Annotated in this window: 15 protein-coding genes and 1 tRNA gene; 4 read left to right on the top strand and 12 right to left on the bottom strand. The window is 57.0% G+C overall.

The window, feature by feature from the left end:
• Nucleotides 1-807 precede the first annotated feature (807 nt).
• The 12 genes from AACH39_RS13830 to ispB all read right to left on the bottom strand — a co-directional run bounded on the left by AACH39_RS13830 (nucleotide 808) and on the right by ispB (nucleotide 10,395).
• Complete coding sequence (locus AACH39_RS13830; protein ID WP_338620423.1) at nucleotides 808-1,335, bottom strand: hypothetical protein; 528 nt, start codon at nucleotides 1,333-1,335, stop codon at nucleotides 808-810.
• On the bottom strand, nucleotides 1,328-4,306 hold the full coding sequence (locus tag AACH39_RS13825) for a DUF927 domain-containing protein (RefSeq protein WP_338620422.1): 2,979 nt from the start codon (nucleotides 4,304-4,306) through the stop codon (nucleotides 1,328-1,330). The genes AACH39_RS13830 and AACH39_RS13825 overlap by 8 nt, the downstream gene beginning before the upstream one ends.
• A complete protein-coding gene (locus tag AACH39_RS13820) occupies nucleotides 4,296-4,454 on the bottom strand; it encodes a hypothetical protein (RefSeq protein ID WP_338620420.1) in 159 nt (52 codons plus the stop codon). Before AACH39_RS13820 ends, AACH39_RS13825 begins: the two co-directional genes overlap by 11 nt.
• Before the next feature lie 11 nt (nucleotides 4,455-4,465).
• The gene (locus AACH39_RS13815) at nucleotides 4,466-4,663 is read right to left on the bottom strand and encodes a hypothetical protein (protein WP_338620419.1); all 198 of its coding nucleotides are present in this window, start codon (nucleotides 4,661-4,663) and stop codon (nucleotides 4,466-4,468) included.
• Entirely contained in the window at nucleotides 4,653-5,009 is a 357-nt protein-coding gene (locus tag AACH39_RS13810) for a hypothetical protein (RefSeq protein ID WP_338620417.1), read from the bottom strand. The genes AACH39_RS13815 and AACH39_RS13810 overlap by 11 nt, the downstream gene beginning before the upstream one ends.
• On the bottom strand, nucleotides 5,006-5,272 hold the full coding sequence (locus tag AACH39_RS13805; RefSeq protein WP_338620416.1) for a hypothetical protein: 267 nt from the start codon (nucleotides 5,270-5,272) through the stop codon (nucleotides 5,006-5,008). The genes AACH39_RS13810 and AACH39_RS13805 overlap by 4 nt, the downstream gene beginning before the upstream one ends.
• A 435-nt stretch (nucleotides 5,273-5,707) precedes the next feature.
• Nucleotides 5,708-6,088, bottom strand: a complete 381-nt coding sequence (locus tag AACH39_RS13800) for a hypothetical protein (RefSeq protein WP_338620414.1) — start codon at nucleotides 6,086-6,088, stop codon at nucleotides 5,708-5,710.
• Nucleotides 6,085-6,486 carry an AlpA family phage regulatory protein gene (locus AACH39_RS13795; RefSeq protein WP_338620412.1) on the bottom strand — a complete coding sequence of 134 codons (402 nt, stop codon included), beginning with the start codon at nucleotides 6,484-6,486 and terminating at the stop codon, nucleotides 6,085-6,087. Before AACH39_RS13795 ends, AACH39_RS13800 begins: the two co-directional genes overlap by 4 nt.
• 166 nt (nucleotides 6,487-6,652) lie before the next feature.
• Nucleotides 6,653-7,537, bottom strand: a complete 885-nt coding sequence (locus tag AACH39_RS13790; RefSeq protein ID WP_338620410.1) for a hypothetical protein — start codon at nucleotides 7,535-7,537, stop codon at nucleotides 6,653-6,655.
• Nucleotides 7,538-7,598: 61 nt separating this feature from the next.
• Nucleotides 7,599-8,831 (bottom strand): tyrosine-type recombinase/integrase, encoded by a 1,233-nt coding sequence (locus AACH39_RS13785; protein ID WP_338620409.1) that lies wholly within the window; start codon nucleotides 8,829-8,831, stop codon nucleotides 7,599-7,601.
• Between the two features lie 511 nt (nucleotides 8,832-9,342).
• Nucleotides 9,343-9,417, bottom strand: a tRNA-Arg gene (locus tag AACH39_RS13780).
• A gap of 6 nt (nucleotides 9,418-9,423) precedes the next feature.
• Nucleotides 9,424-10,395, bottom strand: a complete 972-nt coding sequence (gene ispB / locus AACH39_RS13775) for an octaprenyl diphosphate synthase (RefSeq protein WP_256444952.1) — start codon at nucleotides 10,393-10,395, stop codon at nucleotides 9,424-9,426.
• Nucleotides 10,396-10,588: 193 nt separating this feature from the next.
• Here ispB and rplU point away from each other — a divergent pair, with 193 nt between their 5' ends.
• The 4 genes from rplU (at nucleotide 10,589) to AACH39_RS13755 (ending at nucleotide 13,867) form a co-directional block, all read left to right on the top strand.
• Nucleotides 10,589-10,900 (top strand): 50S ribosomal protein L21, encoded by a 312-nt coding sequence (rplU, locus tag AACH39_RS13770; protein WP_133681788.1) that lies wholly within the window; start codon nucleotides 10,589-10,591, stop codon nucleotides 10,898-10,900.
• A 13-nt stretch (nucleotides 10,901-10,913) separates the two neighbouring features.
• Nucleotides 10,914-11,189, top strand: a complete 276-nt coding sequence (gene rpmA, locus AACH39_RS13765) for a 50S ribosomal protein L27 (RefSeq protein WP_215778614.1) — start codon at nucleotides 10,914-10,916, stop codon at nucleotides 11,187-11,189.
• 209 nt (nucleotides 11,190-11,398) lie between these two features.
• Nucleotides 11,399-12,574 (top strand): GTPase ObgE, encoded by a 1,176-nt coding sequence (obgE, locus tag AACH39_RS13760; RefSeq protein ID WP_215778617.1) that lies wholly within the window; start codon nucleotides 11,399-11,401, stop codon nucleotides 12,572-12,574.
• Between the two features lie 42 nt (nucleotides 12,575-12,616).
• Nucleotides 12,617-13,867, top strand: a complete 1,251-nt coding sequence (locus tag AACH39_RS13755; RefSeq protein WP_252346095.1) for a hypothetical protein — start codon at nucleotides 12,617-12,619, stop codon at nucleotides 13,865-13,867.
• The last annotated feature ends 3 nt before the right edge of the window (nucleotides 13,868-13,870 follow it).

Here is a 13,870-nt window from a genome sequence, read left to right as displayed (position 1 = left end):
CAGCGGGTTCCATGATAACGACCGGCGCGCCCCGAAGGCTGGTCTGGCGCCCCGACAGCAATAGAATTAAAAACTTAACATGATGTTTTCTAAGAAAAACGAAAAACAGAATCAGCATTTATATACACATATCTATACACACTTCTACTACACTGAGCCCTGTTTCCATCACATAAAGAACCGTCGCGCCAAGAGACTTGGGCTGCAACCGCTGGATAGAACCACCTAGAGAGTCCCAGCAACCCTCATGGCCGAAACATCAAATGCCAATATGAGAATTTTGCTCATCACATCTCTTTCAAAACAGTATGCCCCATCCCTGTTTACCCCCCCCCCTATCTCATAGGGTGGCCATAAATTCTTACCGCTGGACACATGGTCACAGCTTCACCCTGCTGGCCTTTTGCTCCCCCCCTACCGTAGGTCAAGTAGGCAAACACGACCGCCCAGCCCGCGCCTCATCAGATTTATTATTATGGCCCCCTTGATCACACTGAAATTAGAGAGAAAACGCGCTGCATTCGCCCGCATGCACAACTCCAGGAAAGGACCCGTTGATATTCGGCGTGAGTTGCCATCACGTCTCTGGTTGCCAACCTGCAACAGGTTGCATGTGTCCACACCTCTTTGCACAAAGCAGAACGCTGAATACTGTTTGCAAAGAACTGACGGCGCATTTTCCTTCCCCCTCCAAAAATAGATCGTGACACTAGTGACACAGTGACACCTTTGAATTTAAAGGGGATTTCCGCATAAGCACGTAGTGACTCAACTTGGTGTCACTATGGTGACAGCCAACATCATCCCTTACTTTCGCTCTGGCAATGCGAGCGCTCCCGGCACGGGATACACACCTTGCACAACATCACCATAGTGTTGCCGTGCCCATTGGATCACCACGGATTGGCCGACAGGAGGCAGGGCCATGAACCACACTGCCTTGTTAGCGGACAACTCAACACGCCACAGCCAGCAACGGCCAACCACGACACCTACGCGAGGACGGAAGCGGGTGCAATAGCTGGCGTCATCGCTGCTCGGCATTCCTGCAAGCCAATCGCAGCCCGTGCGCAGCAAGCCCGCACAGCCCAGACACAGCGATGGCAGCGCGGCGGATTGGTCCATGCCGATGCCGCTGATTTCGTCGCCATGATCGGCGCACCAGGGTAACGCCAGCGGGTCAGGCGCGTGCGTTTCTGACTGACCAATTCCGGAAACAGAAACCGCCACGGTTTCGGCGCGGCGGTCTGTTTGCTCTGCCACAGTATAAGTCCGGTTGTCGGACTCATACCGGGCGGGGGGAATGGCCGCGAACCATTCAGCAAGATCAGCCATGCCCTACGCCCTCCCCGTCATCAATGGCCGCCCCACGCTCGAACATGGCCGATGTGACGCAATACACCTTGGCACGCTTGCTCCTGCTGTACTTGGCTTCCGGGGTGGTACGAACTTGCAGCATATGCCCTGCGCCCTTAGTGGTTTCCAGCGCGCCCATCTCGGCCAACAAACGGCATACACGGTTAACGTCGAGGCCAGCACAGACCTCATTACGGAAAGACTCTGGTAACACGTAATACTTGATCAGCCCATTCAATTTGTCCTTCAGTCGATAGCCACATCGACCGATAGTCTTGGGGGCGTGGTCGTCCGGGTCAGGAGTGTGGCCATCGGCATCATGCAAGATTGCCTCATCCGATAGCCGGGTAAACCGCGATTCGCCGTTTTGCTCAAAGAACAACCGGATGCGAGCCTTGATCTCTTCATCTTCCGCGTTGCCCACCGTGCCACGCACCTTTACCCAGTCGGCAAAACAAACCTTGGCTGCATCCCAAGCGATACCCTTGCCCCAGCCGGTTACTCCCCAGGCGCTCGCCAACTCGCCAGCCACCGCCACCAGGGCAAAGCGCGATGCTGCGCGCTGGGCTTGCCCGTGAGCTTCGGGGGGCAACACTTCATCCACAAAGCGAGTCACTTGCGCGCGAACCTCACCGGCAAGATTGGAGCGCTCCGATACCAGCCGTTCAATGAAATTACGTGCCGGGGTGCCATGCTGTTGGCCGCATGCCGCTTTCAAATGATCAGCAAGGGCTTTGCCGCTGGCTTTGTCATGCAAGGTATCGAACAAACCCAGTGATTGACCGGCATCGGCTTGCACCGCCAGCATGCGAATTTCCATCCCGGCTTTCATTTCCTTGCGCGCCTCGGCCATGTGCGCGGCCAGTGTCTTCTCGCCGGAAGACAGGAAAAGCAAACGCCATTCCGCCACGCTTCCCCGGCTTCCGCCCCGGTCATTCGCGCGATTTTTACCCTTGCCATTGCCCAGCATGTACACCGTTTCGCCAATGATGCGCGGGTCGCACTGGTGGATTTCATCCAGTGGGAGCAAGCAATCGGAATAAGCGGCGGCTATGGCCTCGATGGCGTTATCTGTGGCCCGCCAGGTTTGCAGGAAATTTGGCGGCCCGTAGACGCTCGCCGCCACCTGTAACAGCGTGGTCTTGCCTTGCGAGCTATCGCCGTAGAAGTGAAAGCCGCCCGACTCAGCCCCGATTACATCCAGCAGGGGCGCGGCGAATGCCACGGAAACAGCAAACGCAAGGCGGCTATTATCGACACAGTAGCGGGCGATTTGCTGTTGCCAGTCCGTCAGCGTCCCCGCTGCCTGCATGACTTCCCGTTGCTTTGCCGATGCTTGGAATACCAGCGATTCGTTACTGTCACCCAACTGACCGTCAGGAAGCAGAAACACGCCATCGTGCCAGCCCAGGCGACCCACCACCGTGGCACGGTCGCTGCCCTCATAGCGGCCCAGGTATTCAAGCAAGCGCTGGCGCGCCTTCGGACCCGCGCCGATAAGCAGGCCGCGCGATAGCAGGCCCTTGACCACTTCCGCCCCTTCGGCTGCGGCCAACAACTCAGAAGGGATATTCCATTCCTTCACATTGCGGTCAGGATCAGCGAATCGGACCAGCAGCCCCCAGCCCTCGCTATTCTTGTCGCGGGTACGCGCCAAGATTTCCAGCTTTGCACATATCCACAACGGCGCGTCCATGTCTTCCGTCCTGAACCACACGCCGCTATCGGTGACATGAAACGGGCTGCCCGTTCCCTCTGTTTGCGGGCGCTTTGGCGCAGTTTTCTTGGGGCGGCTGGTGCTGGACTTCTCGGCCTTGGCGGGATTCGCCACGCAGGTGGCGCTGGTGCTATTGGGGGCTTCCGCACTGAGCGACACTTGGGCGGCGGTATCCAGCACCAGCCACCGCCCGGACGTGCGCAACAACTCGATATGTTCGGCGGTCCAGCAGCGCGCCAGCGCGTCGGCAGCATCATCGCCAGTATTCCACTCGCCGCCGTCGATCAGCACCGGCTTGCCGCCGTCTTCACCAGGCGCGAACGCCGCGAAGCCGGACAGGTCCACCCGTGCCACCGATGCCGCGCCCACTTTATGTAAGGCGGCCTCAACCGCCTGCGCTGCGTCTGCGCCCGGTTGATCGTTGTCCGGCCAGATCAGGCATTCACGGCCAGCCAAGGGGCTGAAATCGGCCTTACTGACCGCTTCCGCACCATTCATCCAGCAGACGGCGGCATGATCCGGTAACAGCTTGGCGGCTGCATCGGCGGCTTTCTCGCCTTCGCACACCACCACCGGGACGGAGGGACGCACGGCCAGTTGATCGAGGCCATACAGAGGGCGCGGGGTCGGTAGGTTTTTCCAGCGCCATTGCCGTTTGCCGGTCGCATGATCTTGCCATGCGGTCAGCGGCAGGTAATCCTTGCTGCGCCCGTTCTGCCCCGGCTCAAGGCGTGCCACAATCGCAAGAGGACGTCCCTCCGCGTCGCGGTAAGCCCAACGCCCCACGATTTTGCCAGGATGCCCGCGCTTGCTGCGCGGCATCAGCCCTTTCATATTGGCGGGAATCGGCATCAATGGTTGCCAGGTATCAGGCTCGGGCAAGGTGGCGCTCGGCGCTGGCGCTGTAGTGGCCGTAGGCGGTGAAGCCTCGCCGTCCATGATGCCGAACAATTGAGCCAGGTCTTTGCAGGCGTCGCCTTGACCGTACCCTTTCAGATACGCCACCAGGGCAACCACATCGCCGCCTTTGTCGCCGGTTGCGAAGTCGGACCAAACCCCGGTATTGGCGTTGATCGAAAATGAGCCGTACCCATCGTCCGCCCGCTTGGGGTTAATCATCTGGATTTCATGGTGCGCTTGCCGCCAATGCACGCCAGCCCAATCGAGAACGCGGGCCAGGCCATTGAGCGCAGCGGCTTTGACCTCGGGGAAAGGTAAACGCTTATTCGCCATCTTCGTGCCCCTGAACAGCGAGCACCTCGTCGGCCTGCGCCATTGCATGCGACAAGACGCGATACTCGATCAAACCAGCAAATGATCTCATTTCGCTAGACAAGCCGGGGGCCGCCTGCCCGGTTTTCGGGAAGGTTGTTCGTTTCATAAGGGAGTTCCTTAGCTCTTCGGCTGCTTTGCCGGGCCGATTTCCGAAAGGATTGAGGGGATCGCTCGGGCAAACCTTGCCTGCAACTCTTCACCTGGATTTTCGAAGATCAGTTCGCCCACACCGCCCTCAAAGAAAACAATCCGGACTGAACCGATACGCTTAGGCAGATGATTACCGAGATCAACGGGACTGTTATTACTGGACATGGGTGCCATCCTTGCTGCTATCTTCATCTGGCCACATCGCTCGCCCAAGGCTGGACATATAACTCTTCATCAAGCCAACCTCACCCGATGACGCCACACTGAACGAGCCATTCTCATACAGGCAGAAAAGCAGCGACGAGATAACATCAGCGCCAGTGGAGCCGGAGTGCTCTGCACTATTTCCCTGAAGCAATACGCCTTCAAGATTGGCCAATGCTGTTTTAACCTGCTCGTGATCATCTGCTACTTTAAGCAAGATGGCATGAGCGGCACGAATCGTATTGAGCGCCGAGTCCTGCAGCGCATGCGGCATGGCAATAGATTGGTTTTGCAGAGCGTTTTTCATTCGGCGGCCTCCCCAGAAGCAACAAGCTCACTCAACAGCTTGACCTCTAAAGCCATGTCCGATGCGAGCCACAGCACGTTGTCTTGCGCAGCACCATCCATGCTGCGGAATACCTCACCGCCTTCACCTATCAGGCAGGCGAGCAATGCATTTAATTGCCCAGCCCGCCGAGTCAACATATCTGCCGCAGCCGTGTTATACGTCAACATGGTTTGCCCATCAGCTTTATGCATGGAAAGGCCATAAACGAAATGGTGATTCATAGTGCGACACTCCCAAGAATATTGACTAAGGCGGCAGCTGGCAGAGATCCGCTCAGATAGGCTCGATAAGCCAGACGACGAGTTAGCGCAACGGGAATAAGGACGCGGAAGACGCTGATTGCGATACGACAAGGCATGGTGGCTGCCTCCTTAGTGAGATTAACCCCACCACCCAAGACGCCAATCGGGGTGGCAGGCTCATGGCAGGATTGGCGTACCGGCACTAAGGAACCGGCGAACCTTTCGGTTCTCCCACCATGGCCCGCCATAGAAGAAGACGCACCAATGGTGAATAACGGACGCAAAAAAAGCCGCAATAGGCAGCTGTCCGCCTTAGTGTTCGGGACGCCAATCCCGGCCTTGCTATTGAACAAGGCAAATGCAGTATCCACCGGGGAGCAATCAGGGTCAAGCCAAAGGCTGCGAGGGGCTTTTTTATGCAGCATCATTGCACCCGCCGTCACCATTGGCAGCCAACAAATAATCGCGGCGATCTCGAATAGCCTCACTGACATTTGCCAATGCATTAGCCATAGGCACCGCTTGTTGATGCAGATACTTACTGACCTCGCGCAGCACCGCATCAGGAAAAATGGACGATTCGGCCAACTCAATACGTAGGGCCGCATCGCGTAATCCAGCAGCTAAACGTCTCCCAGACTTGGTAATAGTCGTATCTGCAAGCACTAATTGCCCACTGGTCCAATTGGGCGTAACGCCGTTCTGTGCCTCTGCATTCAAGGCAAAAAGCTCATCAAAGTAAGCTGCAATGTGCTTCATTGAGCCCCCACCGCTGGTATGCCCGTGATTCATCATGCAACCTCCCGTGCGACAGAAAGACGTGCAGCAATCCAGTTGTCTACGGATGATGCGCGCCACGCAATGGCCCGGGAGCCCAGGTGCACCGGCAAGGGAAATTCTTTGCTTTTTATCTTGGAGTAAATCCAGCTGCGAGACATGCCGGTTCGGCGCATAACTTCCGGCAACCTAAGCATGCAGTCTGCCTTGGCTATTGACGATTCTTGATGGATGTCCTTTTGCTGCGTGTCGCCTCTGAACTTCTCCAGATCATCGCGCTTGTATACGCATTGACGCCCCACCCTGATGGAGCGCGGGCCTTTGCCTTCGCTAGCCCATTGGTTCAGTGTGTGGACGGACACGCCAAGATACTCGGCGGCTTTCTGGCGGGTAAAACAATCGAGTGAGGTTTGCATTCGCTCTCCTAAAAGGTGTTAGGCCGTTCAATGCGATACGGCACAGCGAATGCTAGATATTGGTCGAGATTGGGATAATTGGCTTTACAGCAATGTGGTGAGGAGCAGCACCTATAGGTGTCTTAGATTTTTTTTAGAACGTAACACCCACAGTTATCCGCATGGGTCAGATTTTTGCACGTTTGCGAATTTCTATAACCCGATCTCTCGATATTTCCTCTCCAAAAACCAGTGAGCACTGAAGGCTCATTGCAGCATGAGAAATTCTAGGAACATCATCCGCCATTGGTCTACGATCAGCGATTGGTAGACCTTTATCAAACAGGGCGATATATCTGGCTGGCAAACTTTCTGGTTGGTACCCATCAATAGTCAATCCGTACTCTCCGTCAGATGCAAACCGTTGAATATGCCAATCTATGCCTTCTACCATGGCCAGCAACATATCAGCCGGACTCGGTAGCTCTTGCCTATTCTCGATCTGATGAATAAGCCACCCCAGGTTATCCCCAGCATATCCATACGTATTGCCAAGTTCCTCTAGGGTCTTGGCTTTACCTTTATCGCCATTATTGTGGAAAACGGCCCTCTGATAGAGACGGGACAATTGCTTGCATTCGGCAGGTAGAATATCGCTGTAGTCGAGCTTAGCGTTTTTGTACTGGTAAAGGCTCACCAGCTTGGACGCCAGCTCACTCGCAAGATCCCTAGCCTCACGAAGATCGCCCTTCACCCGTTGGAAATCATGATGTCGGTCAACAGCAATGAAGTGTGCATACGTATGCACATGCGTCATCAACCAATTTACATAGTCTTCTTCATTGAACTGCCGTAAGCCATCCTCTTCAGACCTTGAGCTTGGCTTTCTATTTAGTAATTTGAACAGTTTTGGAGAATTAGCACCAAAGAGAAGAGGAAATGATGCAGACCACATCCATCCGCCACCACCGTAAATTATTGTGTTTAATTCTCTCCAGATTGCCAAAGGTAAGTAATCAGGCTTACTACCACAAAGAAAATCAAATGGTGATGGAATATCTTTATTTTTCATGTTTTGCGCCGAAATTCTGATCGGACTCCCCAACATTGAGATGTGGCATCTATAACCGTCACTATCTGGCCTGTTTGAAATTAACCGGCACGACATTACTCCCTTCCAAACGGGCAATGTAGTCAGACCACCATTGCATCATGCGACATCGCTCTTCCATGTACTCCGCTCGATTGTATGCCGCCCGGACACGATTGCGCTCAACGTGCGCCAATTGCCGCTCAATCGCGTCAGGATTAAACCCCTCTTCATTCAGGATACTGGATGCGGTAGAGCGGAAGCCATGAACGTCAGCTTTTCCCTTGAACCCCATACGATGCAGTGCACGACGCAGTGTCTCAGGCGACATTGGCCGCATCGGACTATTGCGATTCGGGAAAATATGCTCGCGGCCACCGCTGATGGCCTGAAGCTCTCGCAAGATTGATATAGCTTGGCTAGAGAGTGGAACCAGGTGAGGCGCAGCCGTCTTTCTGGTTTTTTCCGTTAGCTTGCGATGTTCTGGCGGGATCGTCCACAACTGGCCGTCAAAATCAATCTCCTCCCATCTGGCCACGCACATCTCACCCACACGAGTGAATGTATGAAGCATCAAGGCCATCATCAGCTTTGTTTGTCGATTCGACTCCATCGACTCAAGGGCTTGGATAAATTGCGGGAGATCATCCCGCCCAAGCGCCTTACGGTGCTCAACTTGAGGTGTCTTAAGCGCATCAACCAGTGGTGCAGCCGGGTCAGAATCACACCGCCCCGTCAGAATTGCAATTTTGAAGATCGATGAGCACCGCTGCCTCAGACGTTTGCACGTATCCAGATTCCCCGCACGCTCTACCTTGCGGAGCACTTCAAGCAGTTCAAGCGGCTTGATGTCCTTGATTGGCCTAGCACCGATGAATGGAAAGATATGCTGTTCTAAAGACGCCATCACGCGGCCTGCATGCTGAGGACTCCATTCGCCACACTCTTTTGCATGCCATTCCAGGGCAATCGACTTGAATGTATTTGCAGCCGTCAACTTGGCTGTCAGCTTATCGGTCCTTCTCTGCTCTGCAGGATTAACGCCTTGCGCCAATTGCTTACGTGCATCGCCGACCTTGCCTCTCGCATCAGCAAGCCCAACATCAGGGTACTTCCCCAAAGCAAGAACACCGGCCTTCCCATTGAAGCGAAAGCGGTACCGCCACAATCTACCGCCAGATGGCGTCACTTCAAGGAATAGTGAGCCTCCATCCGCAAGAAAATACGACTTACTCTGTGGTTTGGCTTGTTTAATCGCTAGGTCGGTTAGGGGCATGTGCATATCTTCCCTGTGTATATTGTTCGCGCGCCGTCAGGCTAGAGCGTGACTCTAGCCGCGCCCGCCTTTGGCGGACTGAGCCTATGCATTCAGGTGTTTGGGGGTCGATATGCTCCAAAACACCTGCGTCACCATAGTGACAACCCGGCCTGTCACTACCCACCGCCCAAGGAATGTCCATGAAAAACAATGGTGTCACTATGTCACTACGGTCACTACGCACTTTTAAACAGGCAATGACTCGGCATAGACATCTAGCCCGAGAGCCTTCTCGCCCTGACATCTGGGAAGAAATACATACATTTTTCTAACCAGAGTATGAATGGCAAAAGGCACTAGGGACTGTGTGTATAGATTTTATCGGCCATTTCCATCTACGCACAAATCTATACACATATTTTGTGGATTTCTCTGTATTTTGGCGAACACAACAGGACGAGAATGCAACGTCAAACCCTTTGCCTACAAGGGTCAGAAAAACAGTTTTGGACGCTACAGGATGTGTTGGTGGCGCCCCCGACAGGAATCGAACCTGTAACTGCCCCTTAGGAGGGGGCTGTTATATCCATTTAACTACGGAGACGGTCTATCAGGACTGACGGTTGACGGCGTAATCGGCCAGTTCGCGCATGGCGCGGGTGGCGTCGGACGCCGGCAGGCCGGCAATGGCTGCAATGGCCTTTTGCGAGGCTTGCACCGCGGCGGCGCGGGCATAGCCCAACGCGCCGCAGGATTGTACCGCAGCCAGTACCGGCTGGAAATGATCGCGACTGGCGTTGGTAATCGCCTGACGCACACATTCGGATTGTTCCGGCGTGCCATGCTGCATGGTGTAGATCAGCGGCAGGGTCGGCTTGCCTTCAGCCAGATCGTCCCCCAGGCTCTTGCCGATGGTGTCGGCATCACCGCTGTAATCCAGCACGTCATCGATAATCTGGAAGGCACAGCCAAGATAGCGGCCGTAATCGGCCATAGCAGTCTCGGTCTGCAGATCGGCACCGGCAATCAGGGCGCCGACGCGACAGGCCGCCTCGAACAGCTTGGCGGTCTTGAACTCGATCACCTGCAGATAGGAGGCTTCGTCTACCTCGGCGTTACCGATGTTCAGCAACTGCAGCACCTCGCCCTCGGCGATGATGTTGGTGGCTTCGGCCATGACTTCCAGAATGCGCATATTGTGCGTGGTGACCATCATCTGGAAGGCACGGGTATAAAGGAAGTCACCCACCAGCACACTGGCGGCATTGCCGAACAGGGCATTGGCGGTTTCGCGGCCGCGGCGCAGTTCGGACTCATCCACCACATCGTCGTGCAGCAAGGTGGCCGTATGAATGCACTCGACCATGGCCGCCAGTTCGAACAGATGGGCGCCGCGATAGCCACAGGCCTGGCCAGACAGCAGGGTCAGGGCGGGACGCAGCCGCTTGCCGCCGGCAGAGATGATGTATTCGGATACCTGACGGATCAGAACCACATCAGAGTGCAGGCGTGTACGGATGACACGATCGACCGCCAGCATGTCGTCGGCGATCAGGGAGCGGAAAAGCGGGGTCTCGGACACGTTTTTATAGGACCAGTGATTGGGTTATGCCGGGAAATCCGCTCGATTCTAGCAGAAAAGCCGCCCAAGCCGCCATGCCATCAGGATGTCAGGCTAAGCTCATGAAATATTTGACAAGTTTGCAAACTGCCGAATAGAATGACCGGCTTCCCGTCTTTCCGGCGGGAGGATATGAACTTTAGGAGCTATACGAATGTATGCGGTCGTAAAAACTGGCGGCAAACAGTACAAAGTTGCCGTTGGCGAAAAACTCAAAGTAGAACAGATACCTGCAGACATCGACAGCCAAATCGTACTTGAAGAAGTATTGATGGTTGCTGATGGTGATCAGGTCACCGTGGGGACCCCCCGCATTGCTGGTGCAACCGTGACGGCAACCGTCGTGGCACATGGCCGTGGCGAAAAGATCCGCATCTTCAAGATGCGTCGCCGCAAGCACTACCAGAAGCATCAGGGTCATCGTCAGAACTACACCGAAATCCGTATCGACGCGATTGCCAAGTAAGGAGTAAACAGTCATGGCACATAAAAAAGCAGGCGGTAGCTCCCGCAACGGTCGCGATTCCGAATCGAAGCGCCTGGGCGTGAAGGTATACGGCAGCGAACTGATTCCGGCCGGTTCCATCATCGTGCGTCAGCGCGGCACCCGTTTCCACGCTGGTGAAAACGTCGGCTGCGGCAAGGACCACACCCTGTTCGCCAAGGTTGATGGCTACGTGCAGTTCACCGTCAAGGGTGCTCAGCAACGCAAGTACGTCACCGTGGTACCGTACACCGGCGTCGACGCCGAGTAATCGGTGCAACCGGCAGGGGGCCGGCGTGACAGCCCGCAAGGTTGAGCGCTTGAGCCGCCCTGAAAAAGCCCTATCCTTGGTGGTAGGGCTTTTTTCTTAGCGCGGATCAACGATCCGGCGCAGATGGCCGAGGGGCAAGGCGCAATGGCTGTTTTCGGACAGCCATTGCGCCTGACTCCTCGCTCGATACATTCCGGGAGGAATTGAAGATGAAATTTATTGACGAAGCACGCATCGAAGTCGCCGGCGGCAAGGGTGGCAATGGCGCAGCCAGTTTCCGCCGCGAAAAGTACGTACCGTTCGGCGGGCCGGACGGTGGTGACGGCGGCAAGGGCGGCAGCGTCTATGCCGTGGCCGATGAAAACATCAACACCCTGGTCGAGTACCGCTTCGTCAAGCGCTACCAGGCGCAGCACGGCGAGCGGGGACAAAGTTCCGACTGCTACGGCAAGGGCGGCGACGATATCGAACTGCGCATGCCGGTCGGCACCCAGGTGATCGACACCGACACCGAAGAAGTGATCGCCGACCTGACGCAAAACGGCCAGCGCATTCTGCTGGCTCGTGGCGGCAAGGGCGGGCTTGGCAACCTGCACTTCAAGTCCTCGACCAACCGCGCCCCGCGTCAGTGCACCCCGGGTGAAGAAGGCGAAAAGCGCATGCTGCGCCTGGAGCTGAAAGTGCTGGCCGACGTCGGCCTGCTCGGCATGCCGAACGCCGGCAAGTCGACACTGATCCGCTCGGTATCGGCAGCCAAGCCCAAGGTCGCCGACTATCCGTTCACCACCCTGCACCCCAACCTCGGTGTCGTGCGCATGAACGATGCGCAAAGCTTCGTGATCGCTGACATTCCCGGCCTGATCGAAGGGGCGGCAGAAGGCGCCGGCCTGGGCCACCGTTTCCTCAAGCACCTGAGCCGTACCGGTCTGCTGCTGCATGTGGTCGATCTGGCGCCGTTCGATCCGGAAGTCGACCCGGTGCGCGAAGCAAAGGCGATTGTCGAAGAGCTGCGCAAATACGACGAAGAGCTGTACCAGAAGCCCCGCTGGCTGGTGCTCAACAAGCTGGACATGCTGGACGAGGACGAGCGCCGCGAAAGAACCGAAGCCTTCCTGAACGGCTTTGACTGGCCGCGGGATGTTCCGGATGACCGCGACGGCTTCGACATCACGGCTCACCGCGTGTTCTGCATTTCCGCCATCACCGGCGAAGGGACGCGTGAGCTGACCCGCGCCATCATGGACTACCTGGAAGTCGTTCGTGCTGCCGCACGAGAAGCGGCCGAACAGGCACGCCAGGCCGAAGCGGAAGCCAAGGCCCTGGCCAAAGCGCAACGCAGCAGCCTGATCCAGCCGGCGACCAACGTTGACGACAAGACGGCATAACCGGGAAAATCCGGTTTTTCTGATGACCGCAGCGGATTGACCGTGAACTCTCTGGAAGAATTTTTTCAGGCGGGCATCCAGCCCGCCGAGCTGTCCACGGTCGCCCGGCTGACCGGTGCCTGGCCCTATCTGTCGGTTTTCATTACCCTGTTCCGCGGCGGAGACGAAGAGGTGCTGATGCGCCTGCTGGTCCTGCGCGAACTGGGAGCCCAGACCGACACGCCGTTCTGGAGTCCGCAAGAACTGGCACAACGCTTTGCCTATCTGCAGCCGGTCAAGCTCGACACCATCCTCAAACGCCTGCGTGAAGGCGAACTGCTGATCTGGCAGTCCGACACCGGACTGTACCAGCTCTCGGAGGGCGCCCGCGTGGCGCTGGCCGCGCTGTCGACCATGATCGACTTCGCCGGTGACGACGTCGAGCTGGGGTACCTCACCAGCCAGGTCGCCGCAGGCCAGGCCGTCGGCCAGGTTTCTGACGAAGCGCTCAAACATCTGCTGGCCCGCCTGAACGAGCTGTATGCCGAATTCGAGGATGCCCTCGAGTCCCGCTCTGAATTCCGCATTCGTGCCGCCCAGCATCGGCTGGAGGCGGTCTGGCGCTGGGTCGGCAAGTCCACCGAAGTCATCCGCTCACTGACCGCCAGCGAAGACCTCAGCCTCGCCACGCTGAATCAGGCCCAGGCCATTGCCCTGGCCCAAAGCCGCATGCTGGCGCTGGCCGGCACCTTCGAGCGGCGGCTGGCACAACTATCGGCCCAACGTGTTCATCTGGGCACCTCGGGGCTGACCTCGACCGATATCGCCGACTATCTGCGCCACCTGTCCGCCGAGCAATTGGCCACCCTGCTGGCCGAACGGCTGTCCTTCTGCCCCGAACCGGCCTTCCTCTCCGGGGCAGAAATGGCCGATGTCGCCGAGTTTGAACTGCTGGCGCGTGAACGCGCCCGGGCCGAAGAGGCCGTCCTGCCCGGTGCAGCGGCGGCCCCGGCGTCCGAAGGCGTGGAGATCGAGCGCCTGCTGGCGGCCGAGTCGCTGTACGAAGCGCTGGCCGGACTGCGCGAGGCCACACCGCTCAGCGAGGCGGTGCTGGCGGAAACCTATAACGAAACCGCCTACCGCCTGTCGCTGCTGGCCTTGCTCGGCGACCCGGAAACCGGCAAGGAGGGCGACGTCATGGCCGACTTGGCGCGTCTGCCCTTGCGGCTGGTGGATGAAGACGGACAGATCGAGCCGGATCACCCCGAAGTGGCCTCGTTGTCAAACGCCCGCCTGGTACCGCCAGGGCCCTGAGCC

It is taken from the genome of Paludibacterium flexuosum (genome assembly GCF_037076605.1).
GTDB lineage: Bacteria > Pseudomonadota > Gammaproteobacteria > Burkholderiales > Chromobacteriaceae > Paludibacterium.
The sequence above is the reverse complement of the archived record's forward strand: the minus strand, read 5'-3'. Positions and strand labels throughout refer to the sequence as shown.